We start from the raw sequence: 24,342 nt of genomic DNA, 5'->3' as shown, positions 1-24,342 counted from the left end.
TACAGGAACCACGGATGCGTACAGTCACTAAAACCGCGTTACCCCTCGCGCTCTTCGCGCTGTTTTACCTGATCCCGATTGAGTTCCGCGCCTTGTGGCAGCCGGACGAAACCCGCTATGCCGAAATCAGCCGGGAAATGCTATTTAGCGGCAATTGGGTAGTGCCGCACTTCTTCGATCTGCGCTACTTCGAGAAACCGATCGCCGGTTATTGGGTCAATAACCTCGGCCAGTTGCTGTTTGGTCACACTAACTTTGGCGTGCGCGCCGGATCGATTTTCAGCACCACGTTGAGCGCGGTATTGGTGTATTGGCTCGGCACGCAGATGTTCGCCAGCCGTAAAATCGCGCTTAGCGGCAGCATGATTTTTCTCACCTCGTTGCTGGTGTACGGCGTCGGCACCTACGCGGTGCTCGATCCGATCCTGACGCTGTGGCTGGTCGCGGCCATGTGCAGTTACTGGCTGGCGTCACAGGCCAGCAGCACGCGGCAACGATTGATCGGATATGTGTTGCTGGGTGCGGCCTGCGCGATGGGTTTTATGACCAAAGGTTTTCTCGCGCTGGCGGTGCCGGTACTGGCGATTCTACCTTGGGCCATTTGGCAACGTCGCTTTGGCGAACTGCTGCGTTGGGGGCCGCTGACGATGTTGGTCGCTGCGCTGCTCAGCACGCCTTGGGCGCTGGCGATCAATCAACAGGAAGGGGATTTTTGGCACTACTTCTTCTGGGTCGAGCATATTCAGCGTTTCGCTGAGTCGGACGCGCAGCACAAAGCGCCATTCTGGTACTACATTCCGGTGTTGCTGGCGGGCACTTTGCCGTGGCTGGCGCTGCTGCCGGGATCGCTGATTGGCGCGTGGCGTCAGCGCAGCCAGCAAGCCGGGCCGATCTATTTATTGAGCTGGGTGCTGCTGCCGCTGCTGTTTTTCAGCATCGCCAAAGGCAAATTGCTGACCTATATTCTGCCGTGTTTCGCACCGCTGGCGCTGCTGATGGCGCATTACGCACACAGTGGTTCGGCGCAGGTGATTAAAGCGCTTAAGGTAAATGGCTGGATCAATCTGCTGTTCGGTTTGATCACCACCATAGTGGTTTTAGTGGTGCTGGCCCCCTGGGGCGTTGCGCATCGTCCGGTTTATACCGGCGATGAAGGGATGGGCGTGCTCTGTGCGGCGCTCGCCTTTATAGGTTGGGCCGCGATGGGCTGGCTGAGCCGCAAGCCGGAGAAGGGTCGCTGGCAGTTAGCCGCGCTTTGTCCGTTGGCGCTGGCGTTACTGGTGGGATTTGCCATTCCTGACAAGGTGCGCGATTCAAAGCAGCCACAAAGTTTTGTTAGCGCGGTACACGATCAGCTGGCGGATAGCCGTTATCTGCTGGCAAACAATCCTGGCGTGGCATCAGCGGTGGCCTGGGAACTGCAGCGCAGCGACATCAATTTCTACGATGCCAAAGGTGAGTTGCAATATGGCCTGAGCTACCCGGATGCACAGTCACACTATATAAATGCAGATAGCTTTGCCGACTGGCTGCGTATCCATCGTCGGCTGGGCAAGGTTTCGCTGGTGTTGATGCTGAATGCCAGCGACAGCACGCCGGATAAAAACCTGCCGGAACCGGATGATGTCTATCGTCAGGGCCGCCTGGTTTACTACGGCTATGATGCTAAACCATGAATCTGCTGCTGATTTTACTGGTTAGCATGCTGAGCTGTGCCGCCCAGCTGTGTCAGAAGCAGGCGGCCCATCTCGGCATCAAAAAGGGGGTTTTCTGGCTGGCGCTCAGCATCCTGCTGCTCGGTATCGGCATGCTGCTGTGGCTGGCGGTGCTGCGCGTGGTGCCGGTGAGCGTGGCGTATCCGATGCTGAGTCTTAACTTTGTGTTGGTGGCGATCGCCGCGCGGCTGATCTGGCGTGAAACTTACAGCGTGCAGCAGTGGATCGGCACGCTGGCGATTGTTGCTGGCGTGGCGCTGATGGGAAGTCATCTATGAAAGGCATGATGCTGGCGCTGTGCAGCGTGTTGCTGGTATCGCTGGCGCAGCTGGTGCTGCGGTTGGCGATGCTGGATTTCCCGCCATTAAGCGAATTGCTGAGTGTGCAGCACTGGAAAGCGCTGCTGCTGTTGGCGATGGGCCTCGGGGCGTATGCGCTGTCGATGCTGTGCTGGATGCTGGCGCTGCGCCTGCTGCCGCTTAACCGGCTCTACCCGCTGCTCAGTTTGAGTTATGTATTGGTGTGGCTGGCCGCGATTTACTTGCCGATGCTGGGTGAAGCCTTCCGCTGGAGCAGCTTTGCTGGCGTGGTATTAATTGTATTTGGCTTGCTAATGATTTCGCTGCCGCGCCGTAGGTGAATATTCGTCACGGCATGACCTGTTTGTGAGGTCGCCATTCATGTCTGATTATGGTCCAACATTTGGGGTGCAGTTCATTTATGGCGACCCTACGGAAAACGAATAGGTTAATTGGGGTCAGTTTGCATATCTAAAATTATTGTACGTTAACGCTGTTTCTTAACCACTTCCACTTCATCGATAGCTTTCCAGGGGCCGCCTGGAAAGCGGTCTTCCAATCAAAGTCATCTGTTGATACAAATCATCCAACTAATGTTCAACTTTTTTCAGACCAAATAAGTTTATGTGATATACGTTACTCAACATTATTTAAATGACTTGTAATTATTTATGAATAAAATTAGTTCATGAGTCGATAGCATCCCATAATAGGTTAAGTATTCTATGTAACTATTAGAGGATGAGTATTATGAAAAGTACCGATCAAAGTGTTTTTTTCAACTCACAATCTTTACTGAATGATCTTGAGGGAGAGCTTGAAGGTAGTGTGTTGATAACCCAGTCAATAGTTTTACCTTCCCGAGCATCTACAATACCAGACGATATAAAGCCCCGCATGATTTCATACCGTGATGCTATGGTTATGTTCAAGCCTTTGACAGCAAGTGAAAACTTTGATGATGAGATTATATTAAATGTTATTGGGAAAGATAGTAGCATCATCATCTCAACACCTTTAAAAGCACCAGAGCAACTTCCTGAACCGGCAGAACAAATCGATATAGATGAAGCTGAATTTATTGAACCTGTGTCATATGATTACATCATAAACAGTCAACGTGAATTTGATAAAATGAAAGGTGATATTGCAGGAAATTATATATCTTCGCTTCTCGAAACATCATCATCTATTAACATCGTCACTTCTGACGGGAACTTTCTGAAAGAAATATATCTTCCTGATGATATTTTATCGCAGAATGGGAAGCTCATCACCTTTGAACGAAAAGCAACATATTCATCCACTATTTTTTATGCGGGTAAATCTGTCGTCCCAAATCGTGGTGCCAAACTTTACTTCAAAAATGTAAGTGGCGTATGGAATATGCCATCTGATGTATCCTATTTCGAGGTGGTTTTAATATTCGCGGACCCAGGAAAATATGACTACACAGTACGCTCTCAAAGCGAAATCAGTAAAACGGGTAATGATCCAGATGCTGTGTATCTAAAGTCTTTGCTTGCTGACCATAACACTATAAATATAAGATTATCTGATGGTCAATGGGCTAAAACTTTTTATCTACCCGAAAATAATCCATCGCTGAATGGGAAAAAAATTATTTTCTACTCTAATGCTGGCTATTCCTCTGCTGTATATTACTCTGGTCGTTCATTACCTTTAAAAAGAGGGCAGACTCTTGTCTTCATTAACAACAATGGAGTTTGGGCAGAGTGGAGTGATTCTCAATATGCAAAAATAGGCTATGGTCAAAATTTTTGGAGTGCCGTGATCCCCTGGCAATACATCCTCCCAGGAGTCAGCTTCAAGTTCCAGGCTGGAGACTTGGCTGGTGTTTACACTTCTCCAGATATAGGCGCTCCCAATGAATTGCTCATTCATACCATCGACATTGGTATGCTAACGCCTAATCGGCAGGCATTTTCTTTCCAATATGATGACGATTATCATCGTCAATATTTTCAGCAGATACCCGCCAGCAGGCTTATTATCAATAAATATGAACCAGTATTCTGGCAGGAAATAATGATGCCGGATGGTACACTGTACACAGATCATTCCAGTGTTACAGGTGGTGTGTATGATGGTGATCTTCGACAGAGAATAGGAAAGGAGCTTATCTCTCTTGGCATAAATAATGCGAATTACGGTATTTATAGCTCTCCAGGTACTGGTGAGGGTGGTCTAAACAATCGTTTTGCTGCAGCCCAACTGACGGCACATAACTCAGTAGGTAATTATATTAACGGACGAGTGGTTCATGGTTTATCCGGCGGTGCAGGAATAGTTACTCTTGATAGTAGTGTCGGGAACGAATTCAGCCATGAAGTTGGTCATAACTATGGTCTTGGACACTACCCAAATGGGTTTGATGGCTCCATACATCGCTCTGCTGAAAATATTAACTCAACCTGGGGTTGGGATAGCAATAAGAATGTATTCATTCCTAACTTTGCAAAAGCACAATCCGGAGCCAGTGCCTGTTACAATGGTGAATGTCAGCCTCCTTTTAATGGTCATCAATTCGGCTCAGATGCAATGGCTGGCGGAGCGCCACTTTATTCATCAACTAATGTGTATACTCTTTACACACCTTACTCCCATTACGTAATTCAAAAGTTCCTTGAAGGGAAAATTGTATTTGACAAAAATTCTGCTACCGGAGCAACGAAATGGAACGAAGATACAAAATCAATGGAAGAGTGGGCGGAATTTTATGGGGTTAAACCAAAGGAAGTTGATATTAATAAAATGACAGAGCTGCTAGGGAAATACATTCTGCTTGAAGTATCTCAATGGGATGGACATTATTCAAAAGATATCTATATTCCACAGGCCAGCTCGATGAATAAGTCCAGAGGTGTCAAGGTAGTACACAATGCTACTTATAACTCTACAATCCATGTAAATGGGGAAAATGTAGTTATTTCCCGCGGCTCTGTTTTCAACTTTGAATCTGATGGTTCAAACTGGAATTTGGTTACCGATTTTTCATTCAATGCTGTCCGTACACCGAAGGAGCAAGGTGTACCAGTAACAACTATACTAGGTTATTACGATCCTGAGAATCTTTTGCCAAGTTATGTATATTCTTCTTTGCATGGAGCTTATGGAAATACGTTTAATTCTGACAGGGACATTGAGATAAATAACGCAAGGTGTTATGCAGAGGTGATTAATGATAAAGGGCAAGCTCTTAAATTTGTTTTGAGGAGTAAACGTGCAGAGGCTGGTTCAATGAATAGACTTCATATTAATGTGGCTTCCTCTTTCTCTCCAACTGTGATTAACGTTTATAGGGAAGGCTCTGTAATTGTAACTAAGCCTATTCAGCCTCCAACGACGGATCTTCATTTTACCATTCACGGCAGGCTGTAATGAATATCTTGATTAATTAGGCACTTCTGCCTTCGCGCCCATCACCTAATAACTTCTAGGTGATGGGACTTTTCTGCCTGGCATCGCGGCGACACCGATATCGCATGGCAAAAAGAGGTGAGCAAGCTGAACGGCAACGGTTGGGGTGCCTCGTTGGAAACCGGTTATCCGTGGCAGTTTGTCAACGGTGTACGCATCGAGCCGCAGGCGCAGCTGATGTATTTGCAGCTGAATATGGATGATGTGGTCGATCGGGATAACACCCGCGTTAGATGGGGCAATTACGGGCAAACCATTGGCCGGGTGGGTGCGCGTCTCGATAGTACCTGGCAGGATCAGGCTGGGCAGCAATATACGCCGTATCTGCGCACCAGCTATACGCGCGGCTGGGGCGGAGCGGCGACCTCCCGCGCCAGCGCCACTCATGGCGTAATGCCGTTCAGTTAAGCGCCTTATCAAATCACCGCACCTTCCGTAGTGACGCGATTTATCGCGCAATGAATTGCGCCGCTACAATGTGTGCTCTCGGTAATTAGGGGGGTTGATATCTTAACTAACGAGCATTACGCCACTCATGGCGATCTTTTTTATTTACCCACTCAAAGCCCTCCCTAAATAAACACATCATACTGATGTAAATCCATCAAAATAAAAATCCCAAAATGCTTGAACTCACACTTCGAAAAACAAATTTCAAATAAAAATTAACATGAAATAAAAACACCGCTAGCGTGAGTGCTCTGTTTTGTTCTGCCGTATTTCCTTAATTTTTTTTCACCAGGAGGTATTATGGAAAGAGAACTTTATATATCCACTAACACCGCTTCCGGCCCCAATAGCGCCACGCGCACCGAGCCATTTGTTAAAATTATTGCGCTGGTCGCCACGCTGGGTGGATTGCTGTTCGGCTACGATACCGGTGTAGTATCGGGCGCTTTACTCTTTATGCGTGACGATCTACAGCTCACGCCCTTTACCACCGGGTTAGTCACCAGTTCACTGCTGTTTGGCGCCGCTTTTGGCGCGCTGCTCGCCGGTCATTTCGCGGACGCGCTGGGACGCCGCAAGATCATCATTTCTCTGGCCTTTATTTTTGCCCTTGGCGCCATCGGTTCGGCCTTCGCGCCGGATGTCATCTCAATGATTGCTTCACGTCTGTTCCTCGGTATCGCCGTCGGTGGCGCAGCGGCCACGGTGCCGGTGTATATCGCGGAAATTGCCCCGGCGAACAAGCGCGGTCAACTGGTGACCTTGCAGGAGCTGATGATTGTTTCAGGTCAGCTGCTGGCGTACGTCTCCAACGCCACTTTCAATGAAATCTGGGGTGGAGAACACACGTGGCGCTGGATGATCGCTATCTCAACTGTGCCAGCGGTATTGCTGTGGTTGGGCATGATCTTTATGCCGGAAAGCCCGCGCTGGCTCGTAATGCGCGGTAATAGCCAGCAAGCACGCAAAGTACTGGAGAAAACCCGCGCGGCCGATGACGTCGAATGGGAGCTGGAAGAGATAGAAGAAACCATCGAAGAGAACCGGCAACAGGGCAAAGGCCGCCTGCGCGATTTGCGTACGCCGTGGCTGCGCAAAGTGTTCCTGCTTGGTATCGGCATCGCGGCGATTCAGCAGCTGACCGGCGTCAACACCATCATGTATTACGCGCCGACCATGCTGACGGCAACCGGCTTGAGCAACGATGCCGCACTGTTCGCCACCATTGCCAACGGCGTGATTTCGGTGCTGATGACGCTGGTCGGTATCTGGATGATCGGCAAAATCGGCCGTCGTCCGCTGGTGCTGATTGGCCAGATGGGTTGCACCGCGTGTCTGTTTTTTATCGCCGCGGTGTGCTTCTTCATGCCGGAATATTACCCAGCGGGTGACGTGAATCTGCTGCGCGCCTATCTGGTGCTGGCGGGGATGCTGATGTTTCTGTGCTTCCAGCAAGGCGCGCTGTCGCCGGTCACCTGGCTATTACTTTCCGAGATCTTTCCAGCGCGGATGCGCGGTATTTGCATGGGCGGCGCGGTATTTGCGTTGTGGATGGCCAACTTCGCCATTTCCATGGCGTTCCCGTTGCTGTTGGCGGCATTTGGTCTGGCCGGTGCCTTCTTAACCTTTGCCGTGATTGGTATTGGGGGATCGATGTTCGTGTTGCGCACCATCCCGGAAACCAAAGGACGCAGCCTGGAACAGGTAGAGCACTATTTCCATGAGTTGTATAAATGATGTTGCATTGATGTAAATCAATCAAGGTTCTGGCAGAGCAGCAAAACAACATCGCTTACTATCGCAAGATATCGACGCGACATGACAAAACAGAAGCTAATAAATATTACTCTTTCAGGATAGAACACACCATGACCTACAAAATAAGCCATGACCGACTATGCGTTAATCGTAAAATCGCGCCTAATCTTAGTCTCGAGCGTTTTTTCTCGCTGGTTGAAAAGCTGGGGTTAAATAAAGTCGAAATCCGCAATGATATGAAAAGTGGTAGCGTGACCGATAATTTAACAGGCGAAGAAGTTCGCCATCTCGCGACTCAGCATGCTTTTACCATTGAAACTATTAATGCGGTTTATCCGTTTAACCAATTAAGCGATGACGTGCTGGAGAAAACGCGCGCTTTATTAAAAGACGCGCGTGCCACCGGTGCGAAAGCGTTAGTCCTTTGCCCACTGAATGACGGCACCGTTATTTCCCAGCAGCAAACCGTCGATGCGTTAAAAACGCTGGCGCCACTGTTTGCCGAATATGGCATTGCCGGTCTGGTGGAGCCGCTCGGTTTCCCGCAAAGCTCGCTGCGTTCAGCGGCTCTGGCACAGCAGCTGATCAAACAAGCCGGCGCGCCGTTCAAAATCGTACTGGATACCTTTCACCATCATTTGTACGAAGGGGCTGAACAAGACTTTGCTGGCGGCGTCGACGTCAACAATATCGGGCTGGTGCATTTGTCCGGCGTGACCGACGCGCGCCCAACGCATCAGTTAACCGACGAAGAGCGCATCATGTTAAGCGCCGACGATGTGCTGAAATCGAAACAACAAGTGCAGCGTCTGGAAGAGATGGGCTATCGCGGCATTTACGCTTTCGAACCGTTTTCGTCGGTGATGGATAACTGGAGCGAAGAACAAATTGCTCGTGAAATCCACTCCAGCATTGCTTACCTGAATAACTAAGGAACACTTCCATGACGCTCAATATCGGTGTAATTGGCACGGGCGCGATCGGTCGCGAACACATTCGTCGTTGCAGCCAGGTGCTGCAACATTCGCGTGTGGTGGCGCTGAATGACATCAACCGCAGCAACTGCGAGCAGATCATCCACGATTTCGGCATTCAGGCGGAGATTTACGACAACGCACATGATCTGATTAACGCGCCAGAGGTGCAGGCGATTCTAGTCACCTCGTGGGGCCCAACCCATGAAGAGTTTGTGCTGGCAGCGATCAAAGCCGGCAAGGCGGTTTTCTGCGAAAAGCCGCTGGCGGTCACCGCGCAGGGTTGTATGAACATCGTGGAAGCGGAAATCGCCGCCGGTAAGAAGCTAGTGCAGGTCGGCTTTATGCGTCCTTACGACGCGGGCTACCGCGCGCTGAAGGCGGTGATTGATAACGGTGACATCGGCGAACCGCTGATGCTGCACTGCGCGCATCGCAATCCCGAAGTCGGCGATTCCTACACTACTGATATGGCGATCACCGATACGTTGATTCATGAGCTCGATGTGCTGCGCTGGTTGCTGAAAGATGATTACGTCAGTGCGCAGGTGATCTACCCGCGCTCAACCAGTAAAGCCGCTTCGCATCTGAAAGATCCGCAAATCGTGCTGCTGGAAACCGCCAAAGGCGTGCGCATCGACGTCGAAATCTTCGTTAACTGCGCTTACGGCTACGATATTCAATGTGAAGTGGTCGGCGAAAGCGGCATTGCGCGCCTGCCTGAACCGATGTCGGTACAGACGCGCAGCGCGGCCAAACTCTCCACCAGCATTCTTACCGACTGGAAAAAGCGTTTCATCGATGCCTATGACGTGGAGTTGCAGGACTTCATCAATAACGTGTTGTCGGGTGAGATGACCGGCCCGTCTGCTTGGGATGGCTTCGCTGCGGCGGTTGCTGCCGATGCCTGTGTTGCGGCGCAAAAATCCGGAGACATCGTACCGGTCACTATGCCAGCGAAACCGGCGTTTTATAACTAAGTTGCTTTCCCTTCCTTAAACGCGCGTCAGGTTGAACTGGCGCGCGTATTATCGCGTATCACACTCTCTTCTTAGCGTTTTCCCGTGTATCATCGCCGCCTTTAAGATGTTTTGTAGGGAATAAGTGATGACGGAGATGACATTGTCCCGCCGCCAGCCTTCGGTATGGTGGGGCGCGATGATTATTTGCGGCACCGTGGTGGGCGCAGGGATGTTTACGCTGCCGGTGGTGATGGCGGGCGCGTGGTTTGGCTGGGCGATGGTGTTACTGCTGATCAGCTGGGGCGGCATGTTGCTGTCCGGCTTGTTGTTTATGCGCGTCAGCCTCACGTATCCGCCGGGCGCTGGATACGACACTTTAACCAAAGATTTGCTTGGACGCGGCTGGGCGGCGCTGAACGGCCTCAGCATCTTATTCGTCCTTGGCATCCTGACATACGCGTATATTTCAGCCAGCGGCCCGGTCTATCAGCACTCAATCAGTCAGCTGGGATTACCCATCTCAACCGCAGAAGCCAAGGTGTTGCTGACGCTGTGCGTCGCCGTCGTCGTTTGGCTCGGTACGACCGGCGTCAGTCGCCTCATGACCTTTTGTGTGCTGGCGAAAATTTTGCTGTTAATCGTGCTGTTTGGCGGCCTTTTGACACAGGTGAACATGCCGTCGTTACTAAGCGGACCCGCAGCCGGTGAACGTTACTGGCCTTATGCACTCGGCGTGCTGCCGTTTTGTCTCGCTTCGTTTGGTTACCACGGCAACATCACCGGTCTGGTGAGCTATTACGGCGGCAATAAGCAGAACATCACGCGGGCTTTGGTGTTGGGAACGCTGCTGTCGCTGGCGCTGTATCTGTTTTGGCTAACCAGCACCATGGGAAATCTACCGCGCGCCGCGTTTCCTGAGATTGTGAAGCAGGGCGGCGATATCGCTGCGCTGATGGCGGCGCTGCGTGCGCATCTGCACGTCAATGCGCTGGCGCTGATGATGTCGATCTTCTCGCATTTCGCCGTGATTGCCTCATTCCTTGGCGTCACCGCCGGTCTGTTTGATTTCATCGCCGATCGTCTGGGATTCGCGAATTCACCCGTCTCACGCCTGAAAACCGCCAGCCTGACTTTCCTGCCGCCGTTACTCGCCTCGATTTGGTGGCCAAATGGCTTTGTCGCCGCGATTGGTTTTGCCGGACTGTTTGCCACCTTGTGGGCGGTCATCATCCCCGCGCTGCTGGCATGGAAATCTCAGCAACGCTGTTCGCTGGCGGTGGTTTTACTGTTGGTGTTTGGCGCGATGAATATATTGGCCTGGCTGTTGAGCTGGTTTGGGGTGTTACCGGAATTTGGTGGATGAGATGAGTCGCCAGAAATGGCGACTCGAATTTCAACCGGTACCTGATTAAAACAATTACTCTTTGTTGGATACCAACGTGCCTTTCAGGCCGTGCGGCTCGGAGCGCAGATACTGCGGTGGCGCTTTGGCCTGCGCACCCAATTCAGCGGCGGCATGCCACGGCCAGCGCGGGTCGTAAAGTACTGCGCGCGCCAGCGCGATCAAATCTGCGTCACCTACCTGCAATGCTTGTTCTGCCTGCTTTGGTTCCGTAATCAAGCCTACGCCAATCACCGGAATCTTTACCTGTCTGCGGATGTCGCGTGCAAAAGGCAATTGATAACCGGGACCAACCGTGATTTTCTGCTGCGGTGACAAGCCGCCGCTGGAGACGTGCACGTAATCGCTGCCCGCCGCTTCGAGTTGCTGGCTGAAGACAATCGACTGCTCAACATCCCAGCCACCGTCAACCCAATCCGTTGCCGAGAGGCGCACACCTACCGCCACTGAATCTGGCACGGCGCTGCGCACCGCATGGAACACTTCCAGCGGGAAACGCAGACGATTCTCCAGCGAGCCGCCGTACTCATCCTCACGCTGGTTACTCAGTGGCGACAGGAACTGATGCAGCAAATAGCCGTGCGCAGCATGCAGTTCAATCAACTGGATACCGAGTTTCGCCGCACGCTGCGCGCTGTCAACGAAGGCCAGTTTCAGGCGCTCAAGATCCTGTTTACTTAGCGCAACCGGTGCGCGATCTTCCGGATTAAAGGCTTGCGCGGATGGTGCAACGGTTTGCCAGCCACCTTGCTCCAGCGACAGCTGATTGCCGCCCAGCCACGGCGCGGCGCAGGACGCTTTGCGTCCGGCGTGACCGAGTTGAATACCAATGGGAGTGTCAGAGTAGTGACGGATATCTTGCAGAACGCTGGCTAAAGCCGCTTCCGTTGCATCATCCCACAAGCCTAAATCGCCCGGAGAAATACGTCCGGCGGCTTCCACTGCTGTCGCCTCAATGATCAGCAAACCGGCGCCGGAAAGTGCCAGTTGCCCGAGATGAATGCGGTGCCAGGCGCTGGCTTTGCCATCCTCCGCAGAGTATTGGCACATCGGCGCGATGACGATGCGATTATCGAGCGTTAACTTACCCAGTTGTGTTGTACTAAACAGTAAACTCATTGAAACCTCATCTTCAGTGGCTGAATGGCTTTAAGCTTAGGGCGAAAAGCGCATTTTGCAGAGGGCTATGAGTTTGAATGTTGTAGCAAAAAGTAAGTTAAGCGGAATGTGCCGCTGCAAGTCGAAACGCATCAGACATTTTTTCCTGCTCACGTTGTGATAACCCTAAATGTCTGGCGACCACGCGCCATTGCGCAACAATGCTGCTGAAGTTTTCTATGATAGTTTCGGCTTCAGATGCCTTCAGCCGGAAATAGGGCGCAACTTCACGCGCCAAATCGAGATCAAGCGCATTATCAGCTGCCGTCACATTTAATTTCAGACCATCAGCATAGGGCACTGGATTGAGATCGAAGGCGGCAGATAACCGCCAGCCCTTGCCTGGAACCAGAATAAATCCATGATTGCGCAGATGATCATCGGTGTTAGAGACCAGCATATTAAAGACAATCCGCGACCACAGCTCGCGTAAATCAGCATTGGTTTGGGAACCATGACGAATCAATACTTCCGCCAGTTCGAGATAACTCACTCCGGTGGATGCATCTTCGCCATCAGTATGGCCAGTCATGGTCATCGCGGAGGCAAAGTGCAGACGCTTCCCTTCGGGCGTGCGATCGAAACGGCGCACCATGAAACAGTGATAATCGCTGGCAAATTTTTTCGCCATGGCAGCGGCAACGTTAAGTTCACAAGCCGTGGCGAGAGCATTGACGACCATTTCCCATCCACCCACATCATATTCATCGCGGATGCTGGGGAACTTGGCGATAAATAGCTGACCTTGCTCATCAACCACACTAGCTTTGGGCCGTGCGCCACCCAGAGAACCGCCTGGAGCGATCAACATCCTGAGCCATTCATGTCCCTGAACAGCACGGTTATCCGGATCGCTTTCCAGCGCGCGGCTTGCACGTTCAAGTGCTGCGATTTCAGTAAATGGGGGAGCCGCAATTTCCAATCTGTTATCAAGAAATTCCCCCTGATCCTCCAGCCGGTAACGCAAAGCACCCACGCGATACAGGTCATGAACCCCCAGTAAAAAATCGGATTCAAACATGCGCGTGCCGGAAGGCAATAATCCGCCACGGATATCGCGTTCCAGACGACGCTCCATCAATAAGCGTCCCCATCTGTCGGGGCTGGAATCGCCAAACACACCAAATCCAGCACGATTGTTGGCAGGATATTGTGGCCCTTCGAATAAGTGGATGCCGGGATCTAACTGGATCAACATCAAATCGGGATCGCTAAGCGCTTGCGGATCATACTGAAATTCAAAAGATTCACGCGCCCGGCTGCGGCGAATATGCAGATAACCGAGACGTTTTGGTTGCTTGAGTCCGTTCCAGTCGGCGTAGACGCTAATCATGGTCATTGTCGGGTCCTATTTTTTCTTCCCTGAAATTAGCAGTGAGGCGAGGCCGGCAGAGGTGACTGTCTGAGCGTTTTTTTGCTCAACTCCGCGCTCATTCGCCTCAGCTACCTGCGTGCTGTTCTCACCCTCATCAACCTTATACGCTGATTTAGCGGCAAATAATTTAGTCGTTGAGGTAAGACGTGCATCTTGCAGTTGGCGACCCAGAGTATCCTCAGCAGCCAGCAGATTGAGATCCTGTTCGAGTCCTAACACCTGCATCACAGCCAGATAGGCTCCGATAGTCACACCCGCGCTACCCGCTTCAAGCGAACGCAACGTCATCGGGGTCATTCCCGCGCGTTCCGCCACCTGTTTAGCCGTAAGTTTTCTTCTTTTACGAGCGAGTTTTAATCGCTCTCCAAAAGCGGCAAGCATTTCGCTCGTTTGAGGAAGAAGCAGAGAAGTTCGCTGTGCCATTGTGTCACTATTTTATCTTTAAATGGGGTTAATGGATAAAATATTAGCACTTTTTCGATCTGCATTCCATTTTTAATGATTAAAATAAAAACGAAAAAGTGCTAATAAATTATCATTTAATGAACCTAAAATATAAAATATTAGCACTTCAATTTAAAACGTCGCCGATCGCCAGCCGCGCGCTTTATCATTGCCGGTGCGCACCGCCAGTGAATGCGCTGCACGTTGCGAACGCGCCATCACCTCTTTTTGATTGAGCTGGGTAAACTCACCATTCCGCAGCAGATAAGCGCCATCAACAAACACATCGCTGACCTCGTGGCCGAGCGCCGAGTAGACCAACGATGAAACCGGATGATGGATTGGCGTCATCGCCGGATGCGAAGTATCAACGATCACCACATCGGCGCGTTTGCCGACTTCCAGCGAACCCACCAGATGTTCGAGGCCAATTGCCCGCGCACCATCGATGGTCGCCATCTCCAGCACTTTTTCCGCCGTCATAATGGTGGGATCGCGGTGCACGCCTTTTTGCAGCAGCGCCGCCACTTTCATCGCCTGAAAAAGGTTGTGATTGTTGCTGCTGGCCGGGCCGTCTGAACCCAAACCAACGGTTAAGCCGGCAGCCAGCATATCCGGAATCGGCGGCACGCCGGAAGCGAGGTAGAGATTGCTGCAGGGATTGTGCGACACGCGCGTGTCATGATGTTTAAGTGCGCGGATGTCGCGCGAATTGCACTGCACGCAATGCACCGCCAGCACATCCGGGCCGAGGAAGCCGATATCGCTGAGGAATTCGGTATCGCTGGCCTGAAAACGCAGCTTTGCCTGCTCGATCTCAAAATCGGTTTCCGCCACATGCGTAGTGATCAGCACGCCGGTTTCATCCGCCAGCTGGCGCGTGCCGCGCAGTACTTTCTCATCCAGCGCCCAAATCATGCTTGGTGCCAGACCGACTTTTACCCGGCCATCGACCTGGTGATAACGATCGATCACCGCGCGCGCATCGGCCAGCGCCTGTTCAGGCGTTTCGATCAGTTCGGCAGGAATACCGTGCTCAGCGCCGCTGGTGAGAAAACCGCGACACACATGACCGCGAATGCCGCTGACTTCAAAGGCCTCGATCACTTTGGCGGTTAATCCTCGGCGCGGATGCGCGTACATAAAATCGACCAGCGACGTGACGCCCGAACGCAGTGATTCCATGCAGCCGTGCAGCGCGGCGGCGTAAACATCTTCTTCTGTCAACGCTACGGCGCTGGGTCCGGTCATGCAGGTGAACCACTTTTTCAGCACCATGTCATCGCCGAGACCTTTCAGCAGCGTCTGAAACAGATGCGTATGCGTGTTCACCATGCCCGGCATAATAATGCGTTCGCGGCAGTCGATAATTTCCGCTTCAGGATAGCGCTGCTGCAAAGCGTCGCGCGTGCCGATGGCGCGAATGGTCTTATCTTCAATCAGCAAACTGGCCTGTTCCAGAATCTCGCGTTGCGGATTCATGGTGATCATCCAGCCGTCAGCCAGCAGATAACTCATGAGGCGTTCTCCAGTTGCTGCTGTAATTCAGCGGCATTGACCACAAAACCAAAGCATTGCTGAACGTTATACAGCGTGGCATCGCGGCAATAAGCCGGCGAGGTGGTGGCGCTGCAATCTTCCAGCAGCAGGCAGTCGTAACCGCGAAAGTTGGCATCCTGTAAGGTGCAAAGCACGCACTGATCGACATTAACACCGGCAAACAGCAGCGTGGTGACGTTGAGATTGCGTAGAATGCTGTCGAGTTCGCTGTCCTGAAATCCGGACATGCGGTATTTGTTGACGCGAATGTCATTGGCATCCGGCGTCAGTTCGTCCACTACTTCCGCCGCCCAACTGCCGGCCTGCAACACCGGCGCGCCGGAAACCGGCAGCGGATCGCCTAATCCCACGCCATCACCATTCGGGTTATAGACGTGCAGCAGCGCAGGGCTGAGATTGAGTTTATCAGCGCGATTGCCCCAATTGAGCCAAATCACCGGCACCTGTGCAGCGCGCAGCGTCGGCAGCAAGGCTTGCAGCGGCGCAATTGGCGCGCGCGCGGGCGTGACATCGACGCCGATATGCCCGAGCCAGCCTTCGGCATGACAAAAGTCGTTCTGCATATCAATCACCAGGATCGCCGTGCGCTGCAGATCAAAAATCACTGAACGTTCACGCGATGTAAGCTGCACGCTGCGCGACACCTGCGCTGGACGCCGCGTATCAACCACGTGCGCTGAAACGCGCCATTGATTGTGTCGACTGCTGCCTAAAACGTTCTCCGGCATATCAGGCTCCCGTTAACACGCGGATATCTTCAGCATCGAGCGTGACAGGGTCACCGCTACGAATCAGTTCAGAGAAGCCTTCATTCGGCGTCATCACCGTCAGCGTATAGAGTTTGCTGCTGCCGGTATTACGAATGGCGTGATCGTTGCCCGGATGCAGCAGGAGAGAATCGCCTTTCCTTATCTCAATTTCATCATCGTTACAGCGCGCCACGCCTTCGCCGTGTAGTACATAAAAGAACTCGTGCGCGGTGGCGTGTTCATTCGGTGGCGTAGCACCGCCGACGTTGAAAATCTCCACCACGAAAATGTTCTCAATGCCGTCTAACGGCTTGTCGAACAAGATGGCGAAATAGTTGCTGCTGTCCGCACTGATACGGAACGCCTTAACATCCGCAAGATTGTTGAAACGAAACGATTTCATAAATTATTCCTTTCGATAAGGCTGCGTTAATGCGCCGGGTTGCAATGTGCGTCCCACCACGCCGGACATCGCCAGAATGGTGAGCAAGTAAGGCAGCGCCAGCAGCACCTGCGGCGGCAGCGTGTTTTCAAACAGCTGTAGCGAGAGTTGCAGGGCATCTGCGGCGCCAAAGATAAAAGCGGCGACCAGCGCTTTAAGCGGGCTCCAGCGTCCAAAGATGACAATCGCCAGCGCGATAAAACCTTGTCCACTGACGATGTTGTCGCGGAACAGGCCGATCTGCGCCGTGACCAGATAGCTGCCCGCCAATCCAGCGCCCACGCAGGAGAACAGCACGCCCCACGTGCGAATCTTCAACACGTTGAGCCCGGCGGCATGTGCCGCGCGCGGGTTTTCGCCCACCGCACGCAGCGACAGGCCGAAGCGGGTGTGAAACAGACCAAAGTGCGCCAGCACCGCCAGCAGCAAAGTGAGATAGAGTGGCAGCGGCTGCTGGAACAGAATCGGGCCAATAAACGGCAGTGAAGAGAGCAGCGGCACATGCCAGGGTTCGAGCATTGGGATGGTGGGCGAGGATGCATTGCCCATCACCAGCGCGTAAATCCAGGTGGCTAATCCCGCTGCCAATATATTGAAGACGATGCCCACCACAATCTGGCTGGCATGGGCGCGCAGGTAGAGCGCCGCCAGCACGCAGCTAACCAGCAGTCCGCCGACGCCACCGGCGATAAAGCCCAGCGCGGTCGATCCGCTCTCAACCGCCGTCATGTAGCTGGAAAGCGCGCCGAGCAGAATAGTGCCTTCAATACCGATATTCAGTACGCCGGAGCGTTCGGCGTAGATCTCGCCCAGCGCCGCCAGTAATACCGGACCGGCAAGGCGCACTGCGGCGGCCAGCCAGCTGACGAAAAAGGCGGTATCGAGATTCATCCACAGATTCATGAGTGTTCCTCCGCCAGCTGGCTGCGCGATTTACGCCCGCCGGGCAGGTTGATGCGGTAATAGCGCAGCAGATCGCCCGCCAAAATCAGTAGCACCACCAGACTTTGCAGAATCAGCACCACCGAAGTTGGCAAGCCGGTTTGGCGCTGCATGGCGCTGCCGCCCACTTCCAGCCCGCCGTAGAGAATGGCGGTCGGGATCACCAGCAGCGGATTGAGGCGTGCCAGCAAAGCCACTACCACGCCGATAAAGCCGACGCCGCCGGAAATGCCTTCCATCAGGCGATGTTGCACGCCTAATACCGCGCACAATCCCGCCAGCGCCGCCAATCCGCCGCCGAGCAGCACCGCGCCCATTTGGCGGCGATTGACATCCACGCCGCTGTAGCGCGCCGCGCGCGGATTGAGCCCGGCGATTTTGATTTCGAAACCGGCGGGCGTGGCACGCATCAGCCAGAAGACAAACAGCGTGGCGACTAGCGCGATGGCGATGCCCCAATGTGCGCGCATGCCGTTCATCACAAACGGCAGCCAGCTCTCCACCGGCAAACGTGGTGTCTGCGGCAGATCACCCGGCGCGCGCATTGGGCCGGAAACCAGATACTGCACCATGAACAGCGCCACATAGTTGGCCATCAGCGAAATCAGCACATCGTTGCCGCCAAATTTCACCCGTAACGCGCCAACCCAACCGGCCCAAATGGCACCCGCGAGGAAGGCGGTAATCAGCACCATCGGCCAATAGAGCAGCGCGGGGATCGCCCACGGAAAGCCTTGCGGCGTACCCGACAGCGCGATCCAACTGGCCGCCGCGGCACCCAGCAGAAAACAGCCTTCAAAGCCGATATAACCGAGCCCGGCGCGCCACACCACGATGGTTGCCAGCGCGATCAGCATCAGCGGCGTGGATTGCACCAGGCTGAGACCGAAGCTGCGCAGCGAGCCAAAAGCGGCATCAAACAGGAAGCCATAAGCCGAGAGCGGATTGCCGCCAAACGGGATAAACAGCAAACCGGCAATGATGAAAGCGGCAAGGATGCCGCAAAAACTGGTTAACATCAGTGCGCCGCTGGATTCGGCGGGCGCCAGACGTCGCTCAAGCAGCTTTTTCATGATTGCCTCCGGTTTTTTTCAGGTGCGCGCCCGCCATCAGTTCGCCGAGGCGTTCTGGCGTGGCGTCGGCGGCGTCCATTTCTCCGGCAATCTGGCCGCTGTACATCACCGCGATGCGATCGGAGAGATTGATGATCTCCTCCAGCTCGGCGGAGATCATCAGAATGGCGCAGCCGCGATCGCGCGCCGCCATCAAACCTTGCCACACGCTCTCGATCGCGCCGACATCCAGCCCGCGCGTAGGCTGTTCAACCACTAATAAGCAGGGATTGCTGGCGACTTCGCGCCCGAGAATCAACTTTTGCAGGTTACCGCCGGAGAGTTTTCCGGCTTCGAAATCGGCATCCGGCGTGCGTACCGCAAAGCGGGCGATGATGTCGCGCGCATGCTGGCTAATGCGCTGGCGATCCAACAGCCAGCCGCCCGCGCGGGTGAAGGTGCGCTGGCGGCCAAGCATGGCGTTATCGGTAATCGATAAATCGGTCACCGAACCGACGCCACGCCGATCCGCCGGAATAAAACTGATGCCTTTATGGCGGCGCGTAGCGGGGGAATCGTCGCTGATGTCTTCGCCATTCAGCAGAATGCGGCCTGCTTCCAGTTCACGCAGGTTAAGGAGCGCTTCCGCCAGCTCCGATTGACCGTTGCCTTCCACACCGGCAATGCCGAGGATTTCGCCCGCAGCGACGTTGAGCGACACGCGCCAGATTTTCTGCTGGCCGCTGGCATCACGCACCGCAATGCTATCCACCTGCAACACGGTTTTGCCCGGCTGGCACGGCGTTTTTTCTACGCGCAGCACCACATCGCGCCCAACCATGCGGCGTGCCAGATCGCGCTCCGAGGTATCTTTAATATCCACCGAATCCACCATTTTGCCGCCGCGCATCACCGAAACGTGATGGGCAATCGCCATGATTTCATACAGTTTGTGAGTGACAATCACTACCGAACGGCCTTCTGCGCACAGTGATTTCAGGGTAGCGAACAGGCCGGCTTTCTCCTGCGGCGTCAGCACCGCCGTCGGTTCGTCGAGAATCAGCACCTGCGCATCACGGTACAACAGCTTGAGGATCTCCACACGTTGCTGCACGCCGATCGGCAAATGCTGCACTTTCGCCCAGGGATCGATCGCCAGCCCGTGTTTATCCGATAGCGCCTGCAAACGCGCCGCCGCCGCGCGCAGATCAAGTACGCCGCTAGCGCCTTCTTTTAATCCCAGCACCACGTTTTCCACCACGCTCATCGGCTGCACCAGCATGAATTCCTGATGCACCATGCCAATGCCGCAGGCGATGGCATCGCTGGGATCGCGAAAACGCTGCGCCTGGCCATCCACCTCAATGCTGCCTTCATCGGCCTGATACAGGCCGTAAAGGATTTGCATCAGCGTGCTTTTTCCCGCGCCGTTTTCACCCAGCAGCGCGTGGATTTCACCGGCTTTGATGCTGAGCGACACGTCATCATTGGCCACCACGCGCGCAAAGCGTTTAGTGATGTTTTTCAGCGCGACGCGGATATTTGTTGTTGCTGTCATGATGGTTAAACCACTGGCTTCAGCGCGCCGCTATCAAGCTGCTGCCAGATCTGCTGGAAGCGCGCCCATGCGCTGGCACTCACCAGTTTGGCGTTGAAGTGTTCGCTGCCATTGACCACCGACCAGGCTTTGCCAACGGTGGGATGCCATTCGTCGCCGCCTTTAAAGGTTTTATTCGCCACCGACTCGCCAACCTGTTCCACCATCCAGTCGAGGTTCTGGCGGAAGCTGCAGGCAACATAATCGGGCGCGACATCACGCTGATCGACATAGCAGCCGATAGCTTTGACTTTTGCCGCTGCCGCGCCTTGCATCGCGCCGAGGCCGGTGACGTCTGCGGCATGCCAAATCACATCCGCGCCGTTGCCAATCATGGTGGTGGCAGCTTCACGGCCTTTGGCGGCGTTGTCGTAATCGCCGGTCACCACGCCCATGCCTTTGATGCCCGGACGTGTTTTCTCAGCGGCCTGAATAAAGGCGCGCATCATTGCCTGCTGCGTGGGATTATCGCCGCCGCCCACAAAGCCAACCGCTTTGCCTTTTTCGGAGATCAGCGCCGCCAGCGCACCGGCGGCATAGGCGCCTTGCAGATAGGCGAGGTTGACGTATTCCACGTTGTCCGGTGATTTTTCGCTTGGCTTGAAGGTGGACGCGAAGAAATAGGTGTCAGGATATTCCGGCGCGATTTCGGCAAACGCCGAGCCGTATTCAAAGCTGTGGCCAATGATCAGCGTGTAACCGTCATCGGCGTAGCCACGTATGGTTTGATCCATCTGCGCCTGCGACACGCTTTCGCTGTGCGCCACGCTGAAACCGGCTTTTTGCAGGCTCTGCAATCCGGCATACGCCAGCGAACTCCAGCCGCCATCGGCAACCGAGCCGGGCAACAGCAGGGCGATTTTTATGGTGTTATTCGCCGCCATCGCTTTGCGCGACAACATCGGTGCCAGCGCGGGTAACAACAGTGCGCCAGCCACTAACTTCGCAAACTTTCTGCGGGATACGTCTGCCATCATGTGTTCTCCTGGTGTGGTTTTGATGTATTAATCACCGGAAGAGCATTATCTTAAAAGCATCATTTTTAGTACTTACCGATGCCTAAAAGGCAACGCAGGGGGAATATGCTGCAACATCGTTTGTTTGTGTATATCGATCAGGTGGCGCGCAGCGGTTCGATTCGCAAAGCGGCTGAACGGCTACACATTTCGGCGTCGGCGATTAACCGCCAGCTGATTGCGCTGGAAGAGGAGCTGGGCACGCCGCTGTTTCAGCGTTTGCCGCGTAAAATGATTCTTACCGCCGCCGGTGAAGCGCTGATTCATCATGTGCGGCAGAGCTTTAAAGAGATTGAAATCGCGCAGATGAAAATCGAAGAGCTGAAAGGACTGCGGCGCGGCGAAGTGACGGTGGCGATGATGAGTGGATTAGCGGCGAACCTGATTCCGCGCGTGGCAGCGGAGTTTCGCCGCGCCAATCCGCGCGTGAAATTGCTGCTGCAACAACTCACCACCGGCGAGAACATCACTAACGCGGTGGCAAGTGGCGAGGCCGATTTGGGGATTGGATTTGATTTCGACCTGCAGCCGGTACATCGCAACATTGCCAGCGTGCCGGTGCGATTGGGCGCGGTGGTGGGCGCGGGGCACCCGCTGGCGGAGAAATCCAGTTTGCGTTTGAGTGATTGCTTGCCGTATCCGGTGGTGATTGCCGACAAATCGATGGTGATACGGCCTTACCTAAATGAAGTTTTCGCGCGTGCCTCGATCAATATGCAGCCAGTTATTGAAACCAATTCGATCGAGGTGATGCGCCAGTCGGCGATGATGGATCAAACCCTCACGTTTCTCACGCCGATTGATATTGAATCTGACCAGCGCAGCGGCCGGTTGATCTATATTCCGGTGCGCGAACTGGCCCAGCACATGCAAACGCTGATGTTGATCGGCCACGATCGCGGTACCAGCGCGATTGGTAGCGTGTTCGCCGAAACCATTAAAGGGATGATGTCGGAATTGCGTTGAGAGCAGGTCGCAACGATGCGGGTTTTGTAGGGCCCGCATTAATGCGCACTTGGTCACCTTACATGGCTACCCTACGAGAATGCGGTGCGATCGGTCAGGAAATGAATATCGAAATCGTTCACTTCGCGCGCCAGCTTCAGCAGCGCATGCGCAGCACGATCGGTGGCAATCGCACCGCGCTCAGCATCCGCCGCTGCGGCGTTGCCGGTGGCACCAGACAGATGCAGATCCTGCGCCATCCAGCCAAAACCAATGCCGCCTTCCGGCGTTAAAATACCGCCGGTCGCTTCAAGCGCCACCGAAGTGGAAACGAAATCCGCGGCGTGCTGCATCCGCACCAGTTCAGGGTGCAGATGCAGCATCATGCTGGTTTCTGATTCACCGCCGTGAATGCCGTGATTGAGTTCATGCGCGCTGTAGAGATCCGATGCATCAATGGTACGGAACCAGCTGGCGCTGACGGCAAACATGCCCAGTTCGATGCGCAGCTGGCGACAGACGATCTCCATCAGCTGCGGCTGTCCGCCGTGCGAGTTCCAAAAAATCAGCTTACGAATTCCGGCGCGCCAGGCGCTTTTTGCGACTTCGAACCACACTTTGCCTAACACGTCATACGGCAGCGAAAGGGTGCCGGGATAGGCAAGATGTTCATCCGATTTACCCATCGGCAGCGCGGGCAGCACCAGCAAAGGAAGATCGTCGGGCAATAATTCCACCGCGCGTTGAATAATGCCGGCGTTGATCGCCGCATCCACACGCACCGGCAGATGCGGGCCATGTTGTTCAACTGCGCCAATCGGCAGCACGGCGACGATATTCGCCATATCAAGTTCACTGAATTCCCGGGTTGAGAGATCCCACCACCAGGGCGAAGACGGTTTGAGCATGTTGACCTCCATTTTTAACCCCAACATAGCGGGTTAATAGTGCAATGGAAGCAACAAAATTCGCACTTAGCGTTGCTTTAAAGGCAATGGTCATAAGCAGGTCGCCATGAATGATCGGCGACCCAACAAGAGCGGCGTTACTTCTGATTTTTACTGGTGAATTCCTGATAATTTTCTTTGGTCACCGTCTGGTATGGCACCCAGTTGTAGGCTTCGGTCTTTTTACCGCTCAGCATGTCGTAAGCCACATCGACTGCACCGGTCGCCTGGCCTTTCGCATCCTGGAAGATCGTCACCGCCATTTTGCCGTTCTTAATAAACTGCAAACCATCCGGCGTGCCGTCGATGCCGGCGACTAACACATTGTTTTTCTTCAACTGATCGAGCGCCATAATCGCCCCGATCGCCATTTCATCGTTGTTAGCGATGATGGCGTTGATATCATTCCCATCCTGCAACCATGACAGGGTTTTATCGACCGCTTCGTTGCGCTGCCAGTTGGCGCTCTGTTTCTGGATCACTTTCAGGCCGGGATGATCCTTCACATAATCTTCAACCGCTTTGGTGCGCTGACGTGCTTCTTCGGTGGAGAGGGCGCCCATCAGAATGGCGATATTTCCTTTGTTATCCAGACGTTTGGCTAAGGCTTCGATCTCCATTTTGCCGCTTAACGCTGAGTCGGAACCGACATAGGCCATTTTACCGGTCAGTTTCACTTCGGGTTTACGGTTCACGAAGATCAGCGGGATATTGGCTTTTTGCGCGGCGGCGATCACAGGCATTACGCCTTGCGTATCCACCGGGTTGATGATGATCGCGTCTGCGCCCTGATTGATGAAATCATCCACCTGCTGGATTTGCAGAGATACATCGCCTTTAGCATCGGCAAACTGGCTGTTAAGCCCTTTGTCTTTAAGCTGCTTTTCCATCTGACTTCTTAAGATGGAAACAAAATTGAGATCGAGATTAGCCAGAGCGACGCCAACCATGTAGGTTTTCGCCTGGGCAGTGAACATACTGAGCAAACCGCAGATAAGCATTACTACTTTGAATAATTTCATTTTTTTATCTCTGTAGGGAAGGTTTCTATTATTTTGCATCCGGGTGCAAAATCAACGGGATGAGTTCCGCTGATTGACATCATGTTCAGACG

At 53.6% G+C, this 24,342-nt stretch carries 21 protein-coding genes and 1 pseudogene; 10 read left to right on the top strand and 12 right to left on the bottom strand.

All coding sequences use genetic code 11. The annotated features are described in order from the left end of the window. The first annotated feature begins 14 nt into the window (after positions 1-14). The 9 genes and pseudogenes from arnT (at position 15) to IB226_RS09475 (ending at position 10,962) form a co-directional block, all read left to right on the top strand. The gene (gene arnT, locus IB226_RS09515) at positions 15-1,676 is read left to right on the top strand and encodes a lipid IV(A) 4-amino-4-deoxy-L-arabinosyltransferase (protein WP_192234923.1); all 1,662 of its coding nucleotides are present in this window, start codon (positions 15-17) and stop codon (positions 1,674-1,676) included. After that, positions 1,673-1,993 (top strand): 4-amino-4-deoxy-L-arabinose-phosphoundecaprenol flippase subunit ArnE, encoded by a 321-nt coding sequence (gene arnE / locus IB226_RS09510; RefSeq protein ID WP_192234920.1) that lies wholly within the window; start codon positions 1,673-1,675, stop codon positions 1,991-1,993. Before arnT ends, arnE begins: the two co-directional genes overlap by 4 nt. Further along, positions 1,990-2,355 (top strand): 4-amino-4-deoxy-L-arabinose-phosphoundecaprenol flippase subunit ArnF, encoded by a 366-nt coding sequence (gene arnF / locus IB226_RS09505; protein WP_192234918.1) that lies wholly within the window; start codon positions 1,990-1,992, stop codon positions 2,353-2,355. Before arnE ends, arnF begins: the two co-directional genes overlap by 4 nt. A 409-nt stretch (positions 2,356-2,764) precedes the next feature. Next, positions 2,765-5,416, top strand: coding sequence for a M66 family metalloprotease (locus IB226_RS09500; protein ID WP_192234916.1), 2,652 nt, complete (start codon positions 2,765-2,767; stop codon positions 5,414-5,416). Positions 5,417-5,506: 90 nt separating this feature from the next. Then, positions 5,507-5,863, top strand: a pseudogene (locus IB226_RS09495) (autotransporter domain-containing protein); the annotation flags it as partial. A 342-nt stretch (positions 5,864-6,205) separates the two neighbouring features. Then, entirely contained in the window at positions 6,206-7,642 is a 1,437-nt protein-coding gene (locus IB226_RS09490; RefSeq protein WP_192234911.1) for a sugar porter family MFS transporter, read from the top strand. A gap of 131 nt (positions 7,643-7,773) precedes the next feature. After that, a complete protein-coding gene (locus IB226_RS09485) occupies positions 7,774-8,595 on the top strand; it encodes a TIM barrel protein (protein ID WP_192234909.1) in 822 nt (273 codons plus the stop codon). Between the two features lie 11 nt (positions 8,596-8,606). Continuing rightward, a complete protein-coding gene (locus tag IB226_RS09480) occupies positions 8,607-9,617 on the top strand; it encodes a Gfo/Idh/MocA family protein (RefSeq protein ID WP_192234907.1) in 1,011 nt (336 codons plus the stop codon). A 127-nt stretch (positions 9,618-9,744) separates the two neighbouring features. After that, positions 9,745-10,962 carry an aromatic amino acid transporter gene (locus tag IB226_RS09475; protein WP_192234905.1) on the top strand — a complete coding sequence of 406 codons (1,218 nt, stop codon included), beginning with the start codon at positions 9,745-9,747 and terminating at the stop codon, positions 10,960-10,962. Positions 10,963-11,016: 54 nt separating this feature from the next. Here IB226_RS09475 and IB226_RS09470 read toward each other — a convergent pair whose 3' ends face one another. The 10 genes from IB226_RS09470 to IB226_RS09425 form a co-directional block, all read right to left on the bottom strand. Beyond that, entirely contained in the window at positions 11,017-12,120 is a 1,104-nt protein-coding gene (locus IB226_RS09470) for an NADH:flavin oxidoreductase/NADH oxidase (RefSeq protein WP_192234903.1), read from the bottom strand. Between the two features lie 97 nt (positions 12,121-12,217). Next, the gene (locus tag IB226_RS09465; protein ID WP_192234901.1) at positions 12,218-13,498 is read right to left on the bottom strand and encodes a type II toxin-antitoxin system HipA family toxin; all 1,281 of its coding nucleotides are present in this window, start codon (positions 13,496-13,498) and stop codon (positions 12,218-12,220) included. A 9-nt stretch (positions 13,499-13,507) separates the two neighbouring features. Next, the gene (locus IB226_RS09460; protein ID WP_101761477.1) at positions 13,508-13,957 is read right to left on the bottom strand and encodes a helix-turn-helix domain-containing protein; all 450 of its coding nucleotides are present in this window, start codon (positions 13,955-13,957) and stop codon (positions 13,508-13,510) included. A 153-nt stretch (positions 13,958-14,110) separates the two neighbouring features. After that, a complete protein-coding gene (locus IB226_RS09455; protein ID WP_192234899.1) occupies positions 14,111-15,496 on the bottom strand; it encodes an amidohydrolase family protein in 1,386 nt (461 codons plus the stop codon). Continuing rightward, positions 15,493-16,266, bottom strand: a complete 774-nt coding sequence (locus IB226_RS09450) for a cysteine hydrolase family protein (protein WP_101761479.1) — start codon at positions 16,264-16,266, stop codon at positions 15,493-15,495. Before IB226_RS09450 ends, IB226_RS09455 begins: the two co-directional genes overlap by 4 nt. A 1-nt stretch (position 16,267) precedes the next feature. Further along, positions 16,268-16,690: a cupin domain-containing protein gene (locus tag IB226_RS09445; RefSeq protein ID WP_110866914.1), complete on the bottom strand. Its 423-nt coding sequence runs from the start codon at positions 16,688-16,690 to the stop codon at positions 16,268-16,270. A 3-nt stretch (positions 16,691-16,693) separates the two neighbouring features. Next, positions 16,694-17,632 carry an ABC transporter permease gene (locus IB226_RS09440; protein ID WP_192234897.1) on the bottom strand — a complete coding sequence of 313 codons (939 nt, stop codon included), beginning with the start codon at positions 17,630-17,632 and terminating at the stop codon, positions 16,694-16,696. After that, complete coding sequence (locus IB226_RS09435; protein WP_192234895.1) at positions 17,629-18,744, bottom strand: ABC transporter permease; 1,116 nt, start codon at positions 18,742-18,744, stop codon at positions 17,629-17,631. The genes IB226_RS09440 and IB226_RS09435 overlap by 4 nt, the downstream gene beginning before the upstream one ends. Next, positions 18,728-20,281, bottom strand: coding sequence for an ABC transporter ATP-binding protein (locus IB226_RS09430; RefSeq protein WP_192234893.1), 1,554 nt, complete (start codon positions 20,279-20,281; stop codon positions 18,728-18,730). Before IB226_RS09430 ends, IB226_RS09435 begins: the two co-directional genes overlap by 17 nt. A gap of 5 nt (positions 20,282-20,286) precedes the next feature. Further along, on the bottom strand, positions 20,287-21,297 hold the full coding sequence (locus IB226_RS09425) for a BMP family protein (protein WP_192234891.1): 1,011 nt from the start codon (positions 21,295-21,297) through the stop codon (positions 20,287-20,289). Between the two features lie 105 nt (positions 21,298-21,402). Here IB226_RS09425 and IB226_RS09420 point away from each other — a divergent pair, with 105 nt between their 5' ends. Beyond that, on the top strand, positions 21,403-22,302 hold the full coding sequence (locus IB226_RS09420; protein ID WP_192234889.1) for a LysR family transcriptional regulator: 900 nt from the start codon (positions 21,403-21,405) through the stop codon (positions 22,300-22,302). A gap of 71 nt (positions 22,303-22,373) precedes the next feature. On the opposite strand, the gene IB226_RS09415 is transcribed toward IB226_RS09420, so the two are convergent. Further along, a complete protein-coding gene (locus tag IB226_RS09415; protein ID WP_192234887.1) occupies positions 22,374-23,189 on the bottom strand; it encodes a creatininase family protein in 816 nt (271 codons plus the stop codon). A gap of 137 nt (positions 23,190-23,326) precedes the next feature. Beyond that, the gene (locus IB226_RS09410) at positions 23,327-24,250 is read right to left on the bottom strand and encodes a substrate-binding domain-containing protein (RefSeq protein ID WP_110866909.1); all 924 of its coding nucleotides are present in this window, start codon (positions 24,248-24,250) and stop codon (positions 23,327-23,329) included. Positions 24,251-24,342: the final 92 nt, after the last annotated feature.

The organism is Pantoea sp. PNT03 (assembly GCF_014852515.1).
Classification (GTDB): domain Bacteria; phylum Pseudomonadota; class Gammaproteobacteria; order Enterobacterales; family Enterobacteriaceae; genus Pantoea; species Pantoea leporis.
The sequence above is the reverse complement of the archived record's forward strand: the minus strand, read 5'-3'. Positions and strand labels throughout refer to the sequence as shown.